Origin of the sequence: Streptomyces sp. cg35 (assembly GCF_050410835.1) — a bacterium.
Lineage (GTDB): Bacteria > Actinomycetota > Actinomycetes > Streptomycetales > Streptomycetaceae > Streptomyces.
In genome coordinates this window covers 6,971,003-6,989,217 of record NZ_CP191268.1, presented here as the reverse complement: position 1 = coordinate 6,989,217, position 18,215 = coordinate 6,971,003, and the positions used below count along the sequence as shown (strand labels likewise).

The window sequence follows — 18,215 nt, the reverse complement described above, 5'->3', positions numbered from 1 at the left end:
TTCTGCGCGCGTCACCTCTCTTGTTTTTCCCCGCTTCACTTCCCCGCGTCCCGGTGCGCGCTGTCCCGCGTACCCGTCCGCGCCTTCACCCTGCTGCCCCCTCCCCTCGCCGTACCCGCGTTTCTGCGTACCTGCGTTTCTCCGTACCTGTGCGCCTGGTCGCACCGCTGCACCCTGCGTTCTTGTCGTCACCGAAGGGCAGAACCCCACGCCATGCGCACCACATCCCTGACTTCCGCGTTCGCGCTGATCACCGTCGCCGCCCTGGGTCTGACCGCCTGCGGCTCCGGGGACGGGACGGGCGCCGCGGCGCCCGCCGCCGCCAAGAACGCCAAGATCCCCACGACGGACGTGGTGTCCGCCGTCGCCAAGGACCCCGCGGCGGCGAAGCTGCTGCCCGCGGACGTCCGCGAGAGCGGCAGCCTCAAGATCGCGGTGAGTGTCGGCGGCAGCCCGCCCAACTCCACGTATCTGCCCGACGGAAAGACGATCGTCGGCCAGGACATCGACTTCGCGAACGCGGTCGCCAAGGTGCTCGGGATCACGCTGGACCAGCAGGTCGCGAGCTTCGAGGCGATCCTGCCGGCCCTGGACAGCGGCAAGTACGACCTCGGCACCGGGAACTTCGGAGTCACCGACGAGCGCCGCAGGACGATCGACTTCGTCACCTACATCAACGACGGCCAGGGCTTCGCCGTCCGCAAGGACAGCGACCTGAAGAAGGTCACCGACCTCAAGCAGCTGTGCGGGCTGAACGTGGCGACGGGCGCGGGCACGACCTTCGAGGCCACGCTGGAGGAGAACAAGGGGGCCTGCAAGGCGGCGGGCAAGAAGGCGTACGACGTCAAGACGTACTCCGAGCCGAGCGCCATCTGGTCCTCGCTCCAGCAGGGCCGCTCCGACGTGGTGATGAGCACGATCAACGGCCTGCGGTACGCGGTGGCGCAGCAGGAGGGCCTGAAGTTCCTCAACGAGTTCCACCGCCTGGACGTCGGCTTCGCCTTCAAGAAGGGCACGCCCCTGGCCCCCGCGTTCCGGGCCGCGGTGAACGAGCTGATCAAGAACGGGACGTACGCGAAGATCCTGAAGAAGTGGGGCACGGCCCCGTCGGCGATCGACACGTCCCGGATCTCGCCGCCCGAGATCAAGGACTAGGGCCTGCCGGTCGGGGCGGGTCCTTCGGGTGCGGGTTGGGTGGGGGCCGCAGTTCCCCGCGGGCCTGAGACGGCGCACGCAGTGCGCGTCTCAGGGGCGCGGGGAACTGCGCGAGAAGCTCCACCGGACCCGCAGCCGCCCACCCTCAAGAACCCCTACGGCGATCCGACGAGCCGCCGCGACCGCGTCCGCACCCCGATGACCTGATCCATCAGGGCCCCGAGCACATCCCGCACCGAGCCGCGCGCCCGCGCGTCGCACTCGACGACCGGCACCTCGTCCCCGATCCCCAGCGCCTCCCGGATCTCGCCGAGGTCGAACCGCTCCGCCCCGTCGAACCGGTTCACGGCGAGCACGAACGGCGCCCCTTGCGTCTCGAAGTAGTCGAGCGCGGGGAAGCACTCCTCGATGCGCCGGGTGTCGACCAGCACGACGGTGCCGAGGGCGCCCTCCACCAGGTCGTCCCAGAGGAACGAGAACCGGTCCTGCCCGGGGGTGCCGAACAGATACAGCGCCAGCGTCGGATCGAGCGTGATCCGCCCGAAGTCGAGCGCGACGGTCGTGGTCGTCTTGCCCTCCACCCCGTCCAGCGAGTCGACGCCCACCGAGACCTGCGTGATCGCGGCCTCCGTGTCCAGCGGTTCGATCTCCGAGACCGCCCCGATGAAGGTGGTCTTGCCGACCCCGAGCCCGCCGCTGACCACGATCTTGACGGCCAGCGGCGCGAGGCGTTCAGAGCGCCCTGACATGGTCCCTGATCCTTTCGAGCGTGTGGAGCGACAGCTCCGCGGGTTGCGAGCACGACAGCCGGCCGCCGACCACGAGGTCGGCGACGAGCACCTTGGCGACACCGAGCGGCACCCCCACCGCCTCCGCGATCTGCGCGACGTTGGTGGGCTCCTGACACAGCGTCACGATGCGCTGGTGCTCGAGCGCGAGCGGCGCGGCCCCCTCCGCCGCGTCGAGCGCGACGACGAGGGTCTCCAGGCGCAGATCGGCCTGCGCGGGCAGCGCGCGGCCGCCGGTGATGATGAACGGGCGGACGAACTGGGCGTCCGCCGTGTCCTCCGCCTCCGATGGTCCACTCATCGCGGCAGCGTCTCCCGCAGATCGGCGATGAGCGCCGGGGTGAGCAGATCGCCCGCGCGCTCGGCGAGCACGGCCATCTCGTAGCCCACGAGGCCGAGTTCACCGCTGCTGTCGGCGAGCACGCCGAGGCAGGAGCCGTCCCGGATCGCGGAGACGAGCAGGAACCCGCGCCCCATCTCGATCATGATGAGCTTGACGCCGTCGAAGCTGTACCGCTTGGACGCGCTGCGCGCGAGACTCGACAGGCCCGACACGATGGCGGACAGATGGTCCGCCTCGGTGCGCCCCAGTCCGTCCGAGACCGCGATGAGCAGCCCGTCGGAGGAGACGGCGACGGCGTCGCGCACCCCGTCGGTGCTGCGCACGAAGTTGGCGAGCAGCCAGTTGAAGGTCTGCGAGTCGCCCCGCGTGTCGACGGTGGTCACTTGTCGTCCTGCCCCTCGGTGCTCTTGTCCGTGCCGTTGTCGGCGGCGGCCCGTTCCTTCTCCACGCTGATGGCGCCGCGCATATGGGCGCTGCGCAGACCCGCGAGCATCCCGGACACACCCTCGGGGGTGCGTTCGACGGCGGGTCCTTCGGGCGCGGGCCGCCGGGGCGCGTCGGACTCGTGCACGGCCTTCGAGATGGCGCTCCGCTGCGGGCGCTTGACCAGCCCGTTGCGGGTGCGGGCGGCGGACGAGCCGGACGCGGGCCGCCCCTTGGGCTCGGCCGCGGCGGCGGCCAGCGGCTCCTGCTCCTTGCGCGGGGCGGGCAGCCTGGCGGGCTCCTCGGCTGCGGCCCTGGTCCCGGCCGGCGCCGCTGCCGCGACGGCCGGCTCGGTGAGCAGCGCGGCCGGGACGAGCACGCGGGCGACGACGCCGGCGGCGGGCGCCTCCCCGAGCCGTACCTCGATGCCGCACTTGCGGGCGAGCGCGCCCACCACGAAGTGACCGAGGAACTTGGTGGGTTCGGCCATGAAGCTGGCGGTGCCGGACAGTCGTACGTTGGCCTCGGCGAGGGCCTGGGTGTCCATGCCGAGCCCGTGGTCGACGATGGCGATGAGGTACCCGGCGCTGGTGCGGCGCCCCTCGACCTCCACATCGGAGTCCGGCGGCGAGAAGCTGAGCGCGTTCTCCACCAACTCGGCGAGCAGGTGGGCGAGTTCGGCGACGACGGCGCCGCTGACGTGCGCGGGCTCGACCCGTCGCAGCGTGACGCGGCGGTACTCCTCGACCTCGGACAGCGAGGCCCGCAGCACATCGGTCACGGACAGGGGGGTCGACCAGGTGCGCGGGCTGGACTCACCGGCCAGCACGAGGAGCGACTCGGCGTTGCGGCGCATACGGGTGGCCAGGTGGTCGAGTTCGAAGAGGTTGGCGAGGGTGTCCGGGTCGGCGTCCTCGTGCTCCAGCTTGTTGATGAAGCCGATCTGGCGGCGCACCAGGTTCTGGTTGCGGCGGCCGAGGCTGACCAGCGACTCGGTGGCGTTCCTGCGCAGCACGGCCTGCTCGGTGGCGAGGTCGAACGCGGCGCGCTGCACCCGGTCGAAAGCCTCGGCCACGTCCCGGACCTCGGCCCCGGCGCGGCGGTCGAGGGCGAGCGGTGCGGGCGGCGCGGGCGCCTCTCCGGCGGCGGCCTGCACCGCGGCGACGGCCTGCGGAAGGCGCGCTCCGGCGACCTCGCGGGCCTCCTCGGCGAGCCCGCTGAGCGGTGCGGAGACGGAGCGTACGCAGTCGTAGGCGAGGGCGCCGAGCGCGGCGATCACGGCGAGCGCCAGCAGCAGGAACAGCAGGAGGTCGCGCTGAGCGGCGCTCTCCAGTTCCGCGGCGCGGTTCTCGACGTCGGCGCCGATGGAGATCTGCACGTCCCGCAGGCCGTTGATGGTCGACGTCATCGTGTCCCACCAGGCCATGGGCGGCACGTCGCGGGAGGCGAGCCGGCCGGCGCCGCGCACGGCGGTCGACTCGTAGCCGAGGGCCCGTTCGGCGTCGGGCGTGGCGAGGGCGTCGGCCAGACGGCGCCGCTGCGCGTCGCTCGCGGTGCGCGGGAACGTGTCGAGCGAGGCGAGCCGGCCCGAGCGGATCTCCATGAAGCGGCTGTAGTCGTCGCCGCGGAAGCGGCCGCCGGCTCGCACGGAGCCGAGCACGATGGCCCGCTCCTCTCCCATGAACTCCTTGGCGTTGCCGAGGACCTGAAGGCTCTGGTAGGCGTCGCGCAGCCGTCCGTCGCGCACGTCGTCGAGGCCGAGGCCGAGCCGGTCGAGGCCGGTGATGGTGGTGGTGAAGTAGTCGAAGGTGGCCTTCACCTGGCCGCTGCCGTCGTCCGCGCTCTTGCGGATCCCGGCGAGCCCGCCGAGCCGCCCGAGCGACGCGCGCACCGAGTCGGCGGCGGCGTCGTCGCGCCCGGCGAGCGCCTCGTCGAGGGCAGTGCGGGCGGTGTCGGTGGCCTTGCGCTGCGCGGGCAGTTTGGCGCTGAACTGCTGGACGCCGCCGACGTACCCGGTGGTGAGACCGCGCTCCTTCTGGAGCTCGTGGACGAGGCCCTGAAGGGTGATCTCCAGGCGGGCGTCGGCGGCGGTCGCGGAGGCGTTGCGGTAGTCGGAGCCCTGCTCGGCCGCGAAGACGCCGAGCAGGGCGAGCAGCACGGTGAGGGCCAGACCGAGGATGCGCAGCAGCCGGGTCCGGATGGTTCTGGTACGGGCGGGGCCGCTGACGGTGGCCGCCACCGGGGAGAGTGAGCGAACAGAGGAGAGGAGATCCACGGAAATGCCTTATGGAGAGGGCGAGTTGACGGGGCAGAAACGGTGCATCTGCGCCCGGCCAACGAGCCCTCTCCGACCCCGGTCACCGGATCATGTGCGTGTTTTACGCCCCGGAAACCGCGCCCGCCCAACGGGCCAGGTGGCCCGTCGTCACTCCTTCGGGGCATCGCCCGGCCGTATACAGGGCCAGCGCCTCACAGCCCGCAGTCACAGCACGAGCAGCATTCGCAGCACGAGCACGCCTCGCAGCACGAGCAGTCACAGTTGCAGTCGCCGCACCCGTTGCAGGCGCCCTCGCGCTTCTTGCGGGACCAGGGCCCCTCGAACTCGTCGGCGCAGCAGACCTTGCAGGTGCAGCAGAGCCCGATCGCGACGGCGCACCCGGCGAGGAAGCCGCGCTTGCCGGGCTTGGGCGGCTGGAAGGACGGCCCGCCGCCGAACCCGCCCGGACCGCCGGGCCCACCGGGGCCGCCGGGATGCCCGCCCCCGTAGGGATTGTTGGAGGTGTACGCACCCGAGCCGGTCGGCGCGTACGGGCTGCCCGGCGCACCGGTCGGCGCCCAGCCGTCCCGGCCGCCGCCCTGCTGGGGCGTGGACGCCGCACCGGCGTGCGCGCCGTGCCCGCTCGCGCAGGCGCCGGTCCCGAACGCGCGGTCCACCGACCGGCCCAGCTCGTGCGCGAGCAGCAGATGCGCCAGCTTTCCGTCCACGAAGTCGACCTCGCGCAGCGCGAGCCGGATGCCGTGCACGGCGTCGTCGGCGAGCCGGCGGGCCTCGACGAGCGGGGTACCGGTGGCGGTCAGCGGGTTCCAGGCCCCGGCGGCGGCATCGGCGCTCCGGTCCTCCACGGCGTCCAGGAGGTGGGCGAGCCGCCCGAACAGGCGGCCCGCCTCGGCGAGCGGCTCGGCGTTGTGCGGCCGTCCGGCGAGCCGGGCGGTGTGCGCGAACGCGGCGGCGGTCGCGGTCTCGGTCGGCTCGGTCACGGTCAGCACGGAGGTGCCGGGCCCGGCCAGCGCCTCGATCCCGGCCTGCCGCTCGACGGCGTCGACGAGCACCGCGGTGTCGAACCCGACGTCGGAGCCGGTACGGGCCCCGGCCCGGCCCCAGCTCGCGGCGACCTTCCGCGCGGCGGCGGCCACCGGGCGGCGGGCGAACAGGCCGTCCCGGTCGTCGACATGGTCACGCACCTTCGCCGACGCGAGCACCAGCGAGACGGCGGCGGCGAGGCGTGCGCCCTCGCCCTGCGCGACGGACGCGGTGCGCATCCCGCGCAGGGGGCAGGGCCCCGCCTGCCTGCGCCCGCCGCCGGACCGCTCGGTCTGAGCCTCCGTCAGAACCGAGACCAGCAAACCGTCGTAGTTCGTGACGACCCGGGCGAACTGCCCGTGGTCGCCGCGCAGGGCCAGGCACAGCCCGCAGAGATGGGCCATCCACTGGGTCTTGAGGCCCTCACCGAGCCGATGACTGCAGGGCCGGACAATTCCGAACAAGGCGACTCCCCCGTACACCGGATGACGGTCCGTCAACAAGCCGACACGCTGCGTCAACCCGTCATTGACCGAGAACGTCGGCATGCTATCGAGCCGCCCCGAACGCCCCCTCGTTCACCCGTACGCACCGCACATCACCCAAACGCCGTGAAGAATCATATTTCACTCACTGTCAGCAGCCGTACCCCGTACAGCCCTTGGGAACTCCGGGGCAACACCGTGTTGACTGTGCACCAGTACCGTCACGAAAACCCCGCGCGGCGACTATCCACTTGGCGCGGGATCCGCATCATGGATGAACATTGGGGATGCAGGACATGCGGAACGCAGAGGAACCGCTGTGAGAGGAGGCGTCCATGGGATCGGTGCGCAAGGCGAGTGCCTGGCTTGGCCTCGTCGACGACAACGATGACGAGCGTTACTACGACGACGACTACGACGAGGGGCCCGAGCCCGCTGCAGGAGCAGCCGCCTGGGTGACGGATCCGCGCGTGAAGGTTGCCGCGGAGGAGGCCGAGCAGGAGGGCCGCCGGATCGGCACCGTGACCCCGGACAGCTTCCGGGACGCGCGGCGGATCGGTGAGATGTTCCGGGACGGCACCCCGGTCATCATGAACCTCACCTCCATGGAGCCGTCCGACGCCAAGCGCGTCGTCGACTTCGCGGCGGGGCTCATCTTCGGTCTGCGCGGCTCGATCGACCGGGTCGCCACCCGGGTGTTCCTGCTGACCCCCGCGGACACGCAGATCGTCTCGGGCCGCGAGGCCGGGACCCAGCCGGATGGTTTCTTCAACCAGAGCTGAGACGCTCCGCAAGGGGTGCTGCCCCTCCCGTCCATCCGACGGTGGAACCGGTGGGCGGGAGGGGTAGCACCGCTCGGCCGCAGGCCGGGCGCACCACCACGGTCGGTCAGACGACCGACGACTCCGCCCGGGACGGCTGCCGCTGCGCGGCCACGTCCGCATCGCCCGCCGCGGGCGCCTCGCACTCCATCCGGAGCGGCAGTCGCAGCGCGGCCACCGCGCCGAGGAACAGCAGTACGGCGCTGACGATCAGGGTCACGTGCAGCCCGTGCACGAACGCGGCCCGCGCGGCGTCCCGCAGCGCCCCGCCCGCCGCGCCCCCGAGCTGCGCGGCGACCTGGTACGCCTCCCCCAGCGAGTGCCCGGCGGCCTCGCTCGCCGTGCCGGACACACCGGTCACATGGGCGAGCCCGGGCGCGTACGCCGCGTTCATGACGGATCCGAGCAGCGCGATGCCCATGCCCGCGCCGAGCTGGTACGAGGTCTCGCCGATCGCGGCGGCGCCGCCGGCGTCGTCGGCCGGCGCCTCGGTGAGCATCGACTCGTAGGCCCCGAACAGCGTGGTCTGGAAGCCGAAGCCGAGCAGTATGAACCCGGTGCCGAGCAGCCACGGCCGGTCGTGCTCGCCCATCAGACAGAGCAGCAGGACGGCGCAGGCGGTGAGCGCGAAGCCGCAGGCGACCATGGCGCGCGGCCCGAACCGTCGCAGGTTCGCGGAGCCCATCACGCCCGCGACCATCGCGGCGAAGGTCAGCGGCAGCATCCGCAGACCGGTCTCCAGCGGGCTGAGCTCCAGCACCAGCTGCAGGTACTGGACGGCGATGAGTTCGAGTCCGACCAGCGCCAGCATCGCGATGACGATGCAGCCGACGGACGTGGAGAACGCGGCGCGGGAGAACAGCCGCATGTCGATCAGCGGGTGCTCGCGCCGGCGCTGCCGGCGCACGAACAGCGCGAGGAGCACGATGCCCGCGAGGAACGGCAGCACGGCGCCCGCGTCGAGCAGATCGCGGTCGATGCCCAGTTCCTTGATGCCGTAGACGACGCCGAGGACGCCGAGCGCGGCGAGGACCGCGCCGAACAGGTCCCACGGCCCGTCCGCGCGCCCCTTGGACTCGCGCACGAGGATCCGGCACAGCGGCAGCATGACCGCCATCAGCGGGATGTTGATGAGGAAGACGGAGCCCCACCAGAAGTGCTCGACGAGGAAGCCGCCGAGGACGGGTCCGGTGGCGGCGCCGATCGCGGCGACCGCCGTCCACACGCCGATGGCGACGGCCCGCTCGTGCCGGTCCGGGAAGACGTCCCGCAGGATCGACAGGGTCGCGGGCATGATCATCGCGCCGCCGATGCCGAGCAGGGCGCGGGCCAGGATCAGCACCTGGGCGGTGTCGGCGAAGACGGCGAGCGCGGAGGCCGCGCCGAACAGCGCGTAGCCGAGCAGGAGGATCCGTCTGCGGCCGACGCGGTCGCCGAGTGTGCCGAAGAGGATCAGCAGCGAGGCGCAGACCAGCGGGTAGGCGTCGCCGATCCAGAGGAGCTCGACGGAGGTGGGCTTCAGGTCCTCGGTGACCGAGGGCAGGGCGACGTAGAGGATGGTCGAGTCGAGCGCGACCAGAAGCAGGCTTGTGCACAGGACGACGAGGACGACCCAGCGGTTCGTGCGGACCCCCGTGGCGGCCAGCCGATGACGCAGGCGTCCGGCGGCCGTGCTCGTCCCGGACATGTGCGAACCTCCCAGTGGTCCTCGCGTTCGGCGGATCCGGGGGCTGGGGATGCCCATGGTCTCCGGCTCGGGAGGAGCGGCCTCCCGGCCCCGCTACGAAAGGCGAGTGAGCCGTCAGAGTACGCGAGTTCAGGCCAGTCTCACGTGGCGGACCTCTCACGAATTCCCTGGACCCGTGTGGTGTATGCCACTCGCGCGCCGAGGGCGGCGGACGGATCCGCCGGGGCCGACGCCGATAATCGGGGCCGTGAACGACGTCGACCGACAAGACCGGCCGCCCTCCCTGCGGCGGGCGCTGCCCGCGCTGCTCGGCTACGCGGGGGTGCGGGCGCTCGGGCTGCTCGCGCTCGCCCTGTGGAGCGCCGCCGCGGACAAGAGCCCGCACACGCTGCTGACCGCGCGCTGGGACTCCCTCTGGTACACGCGGGTCGCCGGGCACGGGTACGGCTGGTCGGTGACCCTGCCGGACGGCAGCGTCCACTCGAACCTCGCGTTCTTCCCGCTGCTGCCCTGGCTGGAGCGCCTGGTCGCCGCGGTGAGTCCGCTGTCGTACGCCGATGCGGGTCTGGTCGTGAGCTGGCTCGCCTCGCTCGCGGCGGCCTGGGGGACCTTCGCCGTCGGTGACCGGCTGTACGGGCGCCGGGCCGGAGTGTGTCTGGCCGTGCTGTGGGGCGCGCTGCCCGTCGGGATCGTGGCGTCGATGGCGTACAGCGAGGCCCTGTTCACGGCGCTGGCGGCGTGGGGACTGTACGCGGTCGTGCGCAAGCACTGGGTGAGCGCCGGTCTGCTGGCCTCGCTGGCGGGTCTGACCCGGCCGATCGGCGCGGCCGTCGTGGCGGCGGTGTGGGTGGCGGCGGCGCTGTGGATCGCGCGCGAGCGCAGCGCGCCCTGGCGTCCGGTGCTGGGCGTGCTGCTGGCGCCGGTGGGGGCGGCGGCGTACGTGCTGTGGGTCGGGCACCGGACCGGCGGCGGACTGTTCGGCTATCTCGACGTGCAGGGGCAGTGGGGGAACGGGTTCGACGGCGGCGCTGCGTTCGCCCGCTTCATCGGCGACAAGTTCACGTCACCGGCCGGCGCGCCGGCCGGGATCGGGCTGATCGTCGCAGTGGCGCTGGTGCTCTGGCTGTACGTGGCCGGGGTGCGGCAGCGACAGCCGGTGCCGCTGCTCGTCTACACCGGCATCGTCGTCGTGCTTGCCCTGTGCGCTTCGGGGTACTTCGGATCCAAGCCGCGTCTGCTGCTGCCCGCGTTCCCCCTGCTGCTGCCGATCGCGGTGGCACTGGCCCGGTGGCGTACCGGCAGGTCGGCGTGGCTGCTCGGCACACTGGCCCTGGCCTCGGCGGTCTACGGGGCGTTCTGGCTGAACGGGTCCGGCCCTCCGTGACCGGCCCCGCGCGACCTTGATCGACCTTGATCGACCTTGATCGACACCGACGGGCCCGATGAGCGGACGGAGAATTCCGTGCCAGCAAGCGGTGAACGCATTCCCCATCGCGCCAAAACCGGCCCTCGGAAACGATCAGTGAATTCGCAAGGACTTCCGTTACCGGTTACCGGAATCCCGGGAATAGATGGAGTCCTGAGATCAATCCCACATCACATCGTCATCACAAAGCCACTGTTTCGTCCTGGTCCGCAGCGCGCCCGCTGTAGCGTCGATTGGGTGCGTACCGAACGAAACCTGACCCGCCGCCTCGAGCGGGTCTTCGCCCGGCTCGACCGCGAGCCCGAACGACCGGTCAACCTGGACATGCCCAGGATGAGCCGGCACCGGGTCGTGCTCTTCGGGCTGACCCTGTCCTTCTACCTCGCCATCGTGGTGGCGGTCCTGGCCACGACGTGGCTGGTCACCTTCGACTGGCAGGTCATGTTCTTCCGGCCCTACCAGCAGTGGCCCGAGGTGCACGCCTTCCTCGACTACTGGGTCGTCCTCGGCCAGCGCGGCCCGACCGCGGTCATGGTGATGGCGTGGCTGGGGTGGCGTTCGTGGCGGCAGCACACGCTGCGCCCGCTGCTGATGTTCGGTACCGCACTGCTCCTGCTCAACGCCACGGTGGGCGCCGCCAAGTACGGCATGGGCCGCGCGGGCCCGCACTACGCCACCGTCATCGGCTCGAACGAGATGTGGAAGAACGGGGATATATTTCCCTCCGGCCACACCGCGAACGCGGTGGTGACCTGGGGCATCCTCGCCTACCTGGCCTCCACGCCGCGCGCCCGCCGCTGGCTGTCCGCCGTCTCCGCGGTGATCTCCCTGAGCGTCGGCCTGACCACCGTCTACCTCGGTACGCACTGGCTGAGCGACGTGCTTCTCGGCTGGGCCGCGGGCCTGCTCATCCTGCTCGCGCTGCCCTGGTTCGAGCCGCTGGTCGCCCGGGTCGAGGCCGTCGTCCTCGCGGTCCGCGCGCGCCTGCGCGACCGCCGCACCGGTGCCACCGCGCCCGCGCCCGTCCCGGCGCCCGCGCGGGTCCGCACCCCGGTTCCCGCCGACGACGGGGTCCGGGCGCGCGAGCCGGTGAGCACGGGACGCTCCACGGTCCGCCCCTCGACGCTGCTCGCGCCGGGGCCGCACACCCCGCGCGGCGAGCGCACGCCGGTCACCCCGGCCGGCAGCCGCCGCCCGGCGACCGAGAGGCTCCCCCGCACCGCACCGACGGCCAGGCCTCTCTAGGTCCCACGATCAGCGGGGCCGGTACGCACAACCACCCCGCACGGCGAAGGGCCCCGGAACCTCCCAGAGGTTCCGGGGCCCTTCGCCGTGCTCAGCCCTTCCAGCAGCGCGTCACCGTGCCGTTCGTGACCTCGAAGTTCAGCCGTCCCGCGCGGTACTCCATGGTGATGATCGCCCCCGGCGGCAGCTGCCGGACGCTCGACCAGCCGCGGCCGTGCGCCTGCCGCTCGGCTCGCTCGGCGTCGAGTCCGACGTACGTGTCGGGGCTGTCCTGGGGTTCTGCGGGCGGGGTCGGAATGGGTGCCATACGGCCACCGTAGGCCGTGCGCACAGGTGACGCCAGGCCCGCTCGCCCAGCCCGCCGCGCTCTTGTACGGTCACGCTTTCGTCACAAGATCACGACAGTTGTTTCTGCCGAACTTCCTCACACGATCGAGGGGCTCCTTACTTCTTACGCCGTTCTTACATGCACCCACCGATGCCCGGCGCGCGAAATTCCGGATTCCTTCGGGACCCCTTCTTCGCCCCGCGCGTCCCTTTACCGGGAGCACCTCGCACGAATTCTTCGCCCATTCCGAATCCGGCGGCGCGGCACGCGAGTTGAGATCGTCCGGGAATTGCCTGTCCATGCCACAAAGAGCCGTTCGCCCCCTGTCGCGGCGACGGCTGCGCGCGCATCATGGCGGGAGTTCGGAAGCAGGCCCGAGGCGCGCGCAGCGAGGGGGCAAGCGATGGGAACCACCGGGGTGCGGGCCGGGCCCGCGGCGGCCGGACCGGCCCGGGACCGGCGACCCGGCCGCGTGATCGTGGACTGGCTGACCACCACGGACCACAAGAAGATCGGCCACCTCTACCTGATCACGGCCTTCGGATTCTTCCTGGCCGGCGGGCTGATGGCGCTGGTGATGCGGGCCGAACTCGCCCGTCCCGGCCTCCAGATCGTCAGCAGCGAGGAGTACAACCAGCTGTTCACGATGCACGGCACGATCATGCTGCTGCTCTTCGCGACGCCCACGTTCGCCGGCTTCGCCAACGAGATCATGCCGCTGCAGATCGGCTCGCCCGACGTCGCGTTCCCGCGTCTGAACATGCTCTCGTACTGGCTGTTCCTCTTCGGCGGCCTGATCGTGCTCGGCTCGCTCGTGGTGCCCGGCGGGGCCGCGGACTTCGGCTGGTTCGCCTACGCGCCGCTGAACAGCTTGACCCGCTCCCCCGGCATCGGCGCCGACATGTGGATCATGGGCCTCGCGCTGTCCGGGTTCGGCACGATCCTCGGCTCGGTGAACTTCCTGACCACGATCATCGGGATGCGGGCGCCCGGCATGACGATGTTCCGGATGCCGATCTTCACGTGGAACACGCTGTTCACGTCGATCCTCGTGCTGCTCGCGTTCCCGGTCCTGGCGGCCGCGCTGCTCTGCCTGGAGGCGGACCGGCGGTTCGGCTCGGTGGTCTTCGAGGCCCAGTACGGGGGCGCGCTGCTGTGGCAGCACCTCTTCTGGTTCTTCGGGCATCCCGAGGTCTACATCATCGCCCTGCCGTTCTTCGGCATCATCAGCGAGATCCTGCCGGTCTTCAGCCGCAAGCCGATCTGGGGCTACACGATGCTGGTCGGCGCGACCATGGCGATCACGGGTCTCTCGGTCGTCGTGTGGGCGCACCACATGTTCGTGACGGGCGGCGTGCTGCTGCCGTTCTTCTCGTTCATGTCCTTCCTCATCGCGGTGCCGACCGGGGTGAAGTTCTTCAACTGGACGGGCACGATGCTGAAGGGCTCGCTGTCCTTCGAGACGCCGATGCTGTGGTCCGTCGGCTTCCTGGTCACGTTCCTGTTCGGCGGCCTGACGGGCGTCATCCTGGCCTCGCCGCCGATGGACTTCCACGTCTCGGACACGTACTTCGTCGTGGCGCACTTCCACTACGTGGTGTTCGGCACGGTCGCCTTCGCGACGTTCGCCGGGTTCTACTTCTGGTGGCCGAAGCTGACCGGGAAGATGCTCGACGAACGGCTCGGCAAGATCCACTTCTGGACGCTGTTCGTCGGCTTCCACACCACGTTCCTGGTGCAGCACTGGCTGGGCGCGGAGGGCATGCCGCGCCGGTACGCCGACTACCTCACGGCGGACGGCTTCACGGCCCTCAACAGCATCTCGACCATGGGCTCGTTCCTGGTCGGGCTGTCGACCCTGCCGTTCCTCTACAACATCTGGAGGACGGCCAGGTACGGCACGCCGGTCGAGGTCGACGATCCTTGGGGCTTCGGCCGCTCCCTGGAGTGGGCGACGTCGTGTCCGCCGCCCCGCCACAACTTCACGACGCTGCCGAGGATCCGCTCGGAATCCCCGGCGTTCGACCTGCACCACCCCGAGTTCGCCGCGTTCGAGGACCGCCCCCTCAAGGCCGCGGACACCTGAGCCGCCGGGCGCTCAGACCGAAGTGACGTGTACCGAAAGGTCGTTGTCGACGGTGTAGTACGGCTCGGCCGACAGGTCCCGGCCGGCGACGGTCACCTGGACGACCGGATACGCGAAGATCGGCTTCTTGTCGGCGATGTCGTCGAGGATCCGGGCCACCCGCACCTCGGGCCCGTCGTCCCCGCCGGGCCGCACCCACAGGTCCCAACGGCCCTCGGAGAACTCGTCGTACCCGATCCGCAGAGTGAACTCGGGTCCGTCGACGGCCAATTCCGCCCGAAGCGCCGGACCGGAGACGGCGCGGGAACGTATCTCCGCGTACGCCTTGGCCGTGAACTGCGTGCCGTAGACCCGCCCGTGCACGGTCAACTCACCGTCCACGATGCGCAGTTCACCGGCCTCCGCGTGCGGCGTCCGCAGCCAGCTGCGCACGGTGAGATTGCCGTGCTTGGTGGCGTACGGGATCCGCACGGCGACATGGCCGCGCGATCCGCTGGGCGCGCGGTCGACCAGCGAGCGCAGATCGTTCACGCCCGGCATGAGCCGCACCGGCTCGTCCCCGGCGACCTGCGCGTACGTGTCCCAGCGCCCCTCGGGCAGGCCCACGCTGATCGGCAGCGAGGCGCGCAGGCGCCCGTCGCCCATCGGCGTGAGCGGCAGCCGGACCTCCTCCCCGGTGGCCCGGTCGATCAGCACGAGGTGGGCCGGGTCCGTCGAGACCCCGTGGTCGGTGACGTCGAAGGTGAGGCCGCCGGCGGAGTCGGCGATGCAGTCGGCGCTGGGTGCCATACGGACGGTCCTGTCGTCAGGCGCGGGCAGCGGTGCGGGCGTGGCCAGCGGCGTCGTCATGCGGTGCGCCCCTTTCCCGGGGACTTGAAGGCGTCCCGCACGGCGTGGGCGCCGCCCAGCAGGGTTCCGCGGGCCCGGTTCAGCAGTCCTACGGAGCCGCCACGGCCGGTGAGCGAACCGAAGAGGTCCTCGTAGCGCTCGGCGATCCGCGCGGGATCGAAGCGCTCGGAGTGCGTGAGGGCGCGCGCCGCCATCTGCCGGCGCAGCGGTTCGTTGTTGATGAGTTCGAGCAGGCCGCCGGCGATCGCGTCGACGTTGCCGACCTCGACGAGGCGCCCGTCGACACCGTTGTCGATGATCTCGCCGGGGCCGTGCGGGCAGTCGGTGGAGACGACGGGCAGACCGCACCGCATCGCCTCGACGATCGTCATGCCGAACGACTCGAAGGTCGACGTCACCGCGGCGACGGAACCTTTCGCCCACTCCGGTTCGATGGGGTTGGCGGGTCCCATGAGGAACACGTGGTTGTACAGGCCGAGCTGATCGATGAGGCGGCGCAGCTTGTCCTTCTGCTTGCCGCCGCCGTAGATCCGCAGGCGCCAGTCGGGGCGCTCGGCGCGCACCTTGTCGAAGGCCCTGATCAGCAGGTCGTACCGCTTCACGGGCGCGAGCCGCCCCGCGGCCACGACCCACTTGCCGCTGCCGTCGGCCGGCGCGACACCGGGCGCGGGCACCGGGTTGGGCATGGCCTCGATGCGCACGCCGGGCAGCCGCATCCGGTCGCGGTAGGCGTGGGCGTCGGCCTCGGTGGTGGTGGTGAGGGCGTCGAGCCGCGGGTAGACGCTTTGCAGTTCGCGGCGCAGCCCCACGGAGTGCGTGTCCAGCGTGAGGTGCTCCTGGCCGACGCGCAGCGGGCCGCGCCTGGTCTGCCGGGCGAGGTGCACGTTGAGGCCGGGCCGCGTTCCGACGACCACGTCCGTCTCGACACCGGCCAGGTACTCGGCGATGCGCCGGTCGGTGAGCGCGCTGTACTGGTCGTAGCGCCCCTCCTGCCGGGGGAAGACCGAGGCGGCCTGCTCGGCCTCGGGATCGTCGCCCTCGTACCCTGCGGAGCCCTTGCGCAGATCCACGAGGTGACGGAGCCGTACGCGCTGGTCAGGCGCGAAGACCGGCTCGTCACGGTGCCGGAACACGGAGACGACTTCCACGTCGTGCTGCTCGGCCAGGGTGTTGGCGAGGTTGTACGTGGTGCGGATCGTCCCTCCGATCCCGTACGCATTGTGAATCAGGAAAGAAATCTGCATGCGTCCCCGTATCCCACCATTCCTCGCGGACAGTCCGGACAGTCTGAAACGGTCTGAACAGCCCGGGTGCTCCGCCTACCGGATGGTTAGACAGAGATGCCCCGGCGAGGGTTGTTCTTCATCATCATCTTGTTCCAGAACAGTTGCCGTATTGGTAGGCAATATCGGGAACCCTTTGGCCATTTAGTCCATCGGAGCCACGTCACGGCTGGTAGGAGAGCTGCGGAACGTCAAAGCAGGTACGGCTCATGTCACCGTTCTGGGTGACCCAGCCCCGGCTGTCCCTCCACCGTGCCACCGAGAGGCACGTTCTTCGGGTCGCGGGCGGCTCGGCGAGGGTGCGGTACGTCACGGGCAGCAGGAGTCCGTCGGCCGTGTAGGGGGTGCCGCGCGTCATGAAGCGGTCGAGGCACGCGCGCGTGACGTCGTCCCCGTCCTCGGCGCAGGAGCGCGCGGCGTCGGTGAACCACATCGCGGCGGCCCAGCCCTCCAGCTGCCACTGCGTGTGGGTTCCCAGCGACGCGGTCGCGGCGCGGAAGGCGCGCACGGCGGGGTGCCCGGTGTCCTCGAAGTTGCGGCTCGCGCCGGTCACCCACAGGGACGCGCGGCAGTGCGGCGCGTCCTTGTAGTCGGCGGCGACGGACGACGTCCAGTTCTGCACGTTCGTGACCTTCGCGGTGACGCGGGCCCCGACCTGGTCCATGGCCCGGCACAGCCGTGCGTTGCCGTGCGCGTCGATGGCGTCGAGGACCAGGTCGACACCCTGGTCCTTGAGGTCCGCGGCGACGGCGCGGAAGTTCGGCAGGGCGAAGTCGACCTGCTCGGTGATCACCCGATAGCCCTCGGCCTCCAGGCCGCGCCGCACGAGCCGCGCGTACGCCGCCGAGGCCGCCTGGTTGTACGAGACGACGGCGGCGGTGCGGGCGCCCCGCTCCCGCTTGAAGTAGCGGTAGACCTCCGTGCCGCCGTACAGCTTCCCGTCCCAGCCGGGCGTGCCGTCGCGGGGCGCGAGGCTGCCGTAGATCCCGTACAGGTGCGGGTACGTGTCGTACGCGGCGCCGATCGGCTGGCCGCCGATGTCGGGCACGCGCGCGTGGGAGACCTGTTCCGCGCCCGCGTAGTCCAGGGACGTGGTGGCGACCAGCGCGACGACCTTCTCCTCGTCGATCAGTTTGTGCACGCATTCGTTGTTGCCGACGCCGCTGCCCCCGTCGTCGCACAGGCGGACGTCGACACGGCGCCCTTGGATGCCGCCCCTGTCGTTCAGGTTCCGGAAGTACGCCTGTGCGCCGTCGCGGGTGTCGGTGAAGGTGGCGCCGCCGACGGGGCTCGTCGCGCTCGTGATGATCCCGACGCGGATCGGCGCCGCCGCGTTCACAGGCGCACGCCGCGGCGCCCCGTCCCCGAAGTCGCTCTCCGGCAGCCGCGAGCCGCAGCCGGTGAGCACGAGGAGGGCGAGTCCCGTGGCGAGCGCCTCAGCAGCCCGGGCCCGGCGACGCATTGCCGCTCAGCTGCACCAGCGCGCACAGGGTCTTGACGGACACCTTCCATGTGCCGCCCTGCTCGACGGAGGTGCCCTTGGCGCCGGGCAGCACCGTGGCGCCCTTCAGGGCCAGCGAGTACGTGACGTCGGCGGCGGTCGGCGAGGTGAAGGTGACGGTGTCGACGTTCGCCTCGACCTGGCCGCCGCGCTTGTCGCCGTTGAAGCTCTCCAGGACCGGCCGCATCGCGGCGCCGTTCTCCAGGACGTCCTGCTTCTCCTTCACGGGCACGTCCGGATCGAAGAACTTCTTCCAGTTCGCCGTGATCTCCTTCTTCGCCGCGGCCTCGTCCGCGGGCCCGGTCGGCGCGGGCTCCTTCGAGGAGGGCCCCTGCGAGCTGGGGGTGGGCGGGTCGCTCTCGTTGCCGCCGCTGTCGTCGCCGCATGCGGTCACGGCCGTGCCGAGCGCCAGGACCGCGGCGAGGGCGAGGGCCGCACTCCGCCCGCGACCCGTCCCGATCTTGTTCCCGAGAACCATCTGGCTCACCACCGGA

General features: G+C 71.3%; 16 protein-coding genes. 5 read left to right on the top strand and 11 right to left on the bottom strand.

Features of this window, described 5'->3' with window-relative positions; all coding sequences use genetic code 11:
• Nucleotides 1-213: 213 nt before the first annotated feature.
• Nucleotides 214-1,155: an ABC transporter substrate-binding protein gene (locus ACQUQD_RS31985; protein WP_428955641.1), complete on the top strand. Its 942-nt coding sequence runs from the start codon at nt 214-216 to the stop codon at nt 1,153-1,155.
• A 155-nt stretch (nt 1,156-1,310) separates the two neighbouring features.
• On the opposite strand, the gene ACQUQD_RS31980 is transcribed toward ACQUQD_RS31985, so the two are convergent.
• The 5 genes from ACQUQD_RS31980 to ACQUQD_RS31960 all read right to left on the bottom strand — a co-directional run bounded on the left by ACQUQD_RS31980 (nt 1,311) and on the right by ACQUQD_RS31960 (nt 6,474).
• Nucleotides 1,311-1,904 (bottom strand): GTP-binding protein, encoded by a 594-nt coding sequence (locus ACQUQD_RS31980; RefSeq protein WP_428955640.1) that lies wholly within the window; start codon nt 1,902-1,904, stop codon nt 1,311-1,313.
• Nucleotides 1,888-2,244, bottom strand: coding sequence for a DUF742 domain-containing protein (locus tag ACQUQD_RS31975; RefSeq protein ID WP_428955639.1), 357 nt, complete (start codon nt 2,242-2,244; stop codon nt 1,888-1,890). Before ACQUQD_RS31975 ends, ACQUQD_RS31980 begins: the two co-directional genes overlap by 17 nt.
• Nucleotides 2,241-2,669, bottom strand: coding sequence for a roadblock/LC7 domain-containing protein (locus tag ACQUQD_RS31970; protein ID WP_428955638.1), 429 nt, complete (start codon nt 2,667-2,669; stop codon nt 2,241-2,243). Before ACQUQD_RS31970 ends, ACQUQD_RS31975 begins: the two co-directional genes overlap by 4 nt.
• Nucleotides 2,666-4,948 carry a nitrate- and nitrite sensing domain-containing protein gene (locus ACQUQD_RS31965; protein ID WP_428955637.1) on the bottom strand — a complete coding sequence of 761 codons (2,283 nt, stop codon included), beginning with the start codon at nt 4,946-4,948 and terminating at the stop codon, nt 2,666-2,668. Before ACQUQD_RS31965 ends, ACQUQD_RS31970 begins: the two co-directional genes overlap by 4 nt.
• A gap of 230 nt (nt 4,949-5,178) precedes the next feature.
• Nucleotides 5,179-6,474 (bottom strand): DUF5685 family protein, encoded by a 1,296-nt coding sequence (locus ACQUQD_RS31960; protein ID WP_428955636.1) that lies wholly within the window; start codon nt 6,472-6,474, stop codon nt 5,179-5,181.
• A 356-nt stretch (nt 6,475-6,830) separates the two neighbouring features.
• Here ACQUQD_RS31960 and ACQUQD_RS31955 point away from each other — a divergent pair, with 356 nt between their 5' ends.
• The gene (locus ACQUQD_RS31955; protein WP_428955635.1) at nt 6,831-7,277 is read left to right on the top strand and encodes a cell division protein SepF; all 447 of its coding nucleotides are present in this window, start codon (nt 6,831-6,833) and stop codon (nt 7,275-7,277) included.
• Nucleotides 7,278-7,383: 106 nt separating this feature from the next.
• Here ACQUQD_RS31955 and ACQUQD_RS31950 read toward each other — a convergent pair whose 3' ends face one another.
• Nucleotides 7,384-9,003: an MFS transporter gene (locus tag ACQUQD_RS31950; RefSeq protein ID WP_428955634.1), complete on the bottom strand. Its 1,620-nt coding sequence runs from the start codon at nt 9,001-9,003 to the stop codon at nt 7,384-7,386.
• Nucleotides 9,004-9,250: 247 nt separating this feature from the next.
• Here ACQUQD_RS31950 and ACQUQD_RS31945 point away from each other — a divergent pair, with 247 nt between their 5' ends.
• Together ACQUQD_RS31945 and ACQUQD_RS31940 are read left to right on the top strand one after the other, a co-directional pair.
• Nucleotides 9,251-10,387, top strand: coding sequence for a hypothetical protein (locus tag ACQUQD_RS31945; protein ID WP_428955633.1), 1,137 nt, complete (start codon nt 9,251-9,253; stop codon nt 10,385-10,387).
• 279 nt (nt 10,388-10,666) lie between these two features.
• Entirely contained in the window at nt 10,667-11,674 is a 1,008-nt protein-coding gene (locus ACQUQD_RS31940) for a phosphatase PAP2 family protein (RefSeq protein WP_428955632.1), read from the top strand.
• Nucleotides 11,675-11,765: 91 nt separating this feature from the next.
• Here the strand turns inward: ACQUQD_RS31940 and ACQUQD_RS31935 are convergent, their stop codons facing one another.
• Nucleotides 11,766-11,981, bottom strand: a complete 216-nt coding sequence (locus ACQUQD_RS31935) for an I78 family peptidase inhibitor (protein WP_428955631.1) — start codon at nt 11,979-11,981, stop codon at nt 11,766-11,768.
• Between the two features lie 424 nt (nt 11,982-12,405).
• On the opposite strand from ACQUQD_RS31935, the gene ctaD reads away from it, so the two are divergent.
• The gene (ctaD, locus tag ACQUQD_RS31930) at nt 12,406-14,088 is read left to right on the top strand and encodes an aa3-type cytochrome oxidase subunit I (RefSeq protein WP_428955630.1); all 1,683 of its coding nucleotides are present in this window, start codon (nt 12,406-12,408) and stop codon (nt 14,086-14,088) included.
• A gap of 12 nt (nt 14,089-14,100) precedes the next feature.
• Here the strand turns inward: ctaD and ACQUQD_RS31925 are convergent, their stop codons facing one another.
• The 4 genes from ACQUQD_RS31925 to ACQUQD_RS31910 form a co-directional block, all read right to left on the bottom strand.
• Nucleotides 14,101-14,937: a hypothetical protein gene (locus ACQUQD_RS31925; protein ID WP_428955629.1), complete on the bottom strand. Its 837-nt coding sequence runs from the start codon at nt 14,935-14,937 to the stop codon at nt 14,101-14,103.
• Nucleotides 14,934-16,181 carry a glycosyltransferase family 4 protein gene (locus ACQUQD_RS31920; protein ID WP_428955628.1) on the bottom strand — a complete coding sequence of 416 codons (1,248 nt, stop codon included), beginning with the start codon at nt 16,179-16,181 and terminating at the stop codon, nt 14,934-14,936. The genes ACQUQD_RS31925 and ACQUQD_RS31920 overlap by 4 nt, the downstream gene beginning before the upstream one ends.
• Before the next feature lie 202 nt (nt 16,182-16,383).
• Nucleotides 16,384-17,682 (bottom strand): ABC transporter substrate-binding protein, encoded by a 1,299-nt coding sequence (locus tag ACQUQD_RS31915; RefSeq protein WP_428955627.1) that lies wholly within the window; start codon nt 17,680-17,682, stop codon nt 16,384-16,386.
• On the bottom strand, nt 17,657-18,199 hold the full coding sequence (locus ACQUQD_RS31910; RefSeq protein WP_428955626.1) for a hypothetical protein: 543 nt from the start codon (nt 18,197-18,199) through the stop codon (nt 17,657-17,659). Before ACQUQD_RS31910 ends, ACQUQD_RS31915 begins: the two co-directional genes overlap by 26 nt.
• Nucleotides 18,200-18,215: the final 16 nt, after the last annotated feature.

What these genes read in the sequence shown, in the direction of transcription:
- ACQUQD_RS31950 (WP_428955634.1), bottom strand. Translation starts at nt 9,003, where the DNA reads ATGTCCGGGACGAGCACGGCCGCCGGACGCCTGCGTCATCGGCTGGCC.
- ACQUQD_RS31935 (WP_428955631.1), bottom strand. Translation starts at nt 11,981, where the DNA reads ATGGCACCCATTCCGACCCCGCCCGCAGAACCCCAGGACAGCCCCGAC.
- ACQUQD_RS31980 (WP_428955640.1), bottom strand. Translation starts at nt 1,904, where the DNA reads ATGTCAGGGCGCTCTGAACGCCTCGCGCCGCTGGCCGTCAAGATCGTG.
- ctaD (WP_428955630.1), top strand. Translation starts at nt 12,406, where the DNA reads ATGGGAACCACCGGGGTGCGGGCCGGGCCCGCGGCGGCCGGACCGGCC.
- ACQUQD_RS31920 (WP_428955628.1), bottom strand. Translation starts at nt 16,181, where the DNA reads ATGCAGATTTCTTTCCTGATTCACAATGCGTACGGGATCGGAGGGACG.
- ACQUQD_RS31985 (WP_428955641.1), top strand. Translation starts at nt 214, where the DNA reads ATGCGCACCACATCCCTGACTTCCGCGTTCGCGCTGATCACCGTCGCC.
- ACQUQD_RS31955 (WP_428955635.1), top strand. Translation starts at nt 6,831, where the DNA reads ATGGGATCGGTGCGCAAGGCGAGTGCCTGGCTTGGCCTCGTCGACGAC.
- ACQUQD_RS31925 (WP_428955629.1), bottom strand. Translation starts at nt 14,937, where the DNA reads ATGACGACGCCGCTGGCCACGCCCGCACCGCTGCCCGCGCCTGACGAC.
- ACQUQD_RS31910 (WP_428955626.1), bottom strand. Translation starts at nt 18,199, where the DNA reads ATGGTTCTCGGGAACAAGATCGGGACGGGTCGCGGGCGGAGTGCGGCC.
- ACQUQD_RS31915 (WP_428955627.1), bottom strand. Translation starts at nt 17,682, where the DNA reads ATGCGTCGCCGGGCCCGGGCTGCTGAGGCGCTCGCCACGGGACTCGCC.
- ACQUQD_RS31975 (WP_428955639.1), bottom strand. Translation starts at nt 2,244, where the DNA reads ATGAGTGGACCATCGGAGGCGGAGGACACGGCGGACGCCCAGTTCGTC.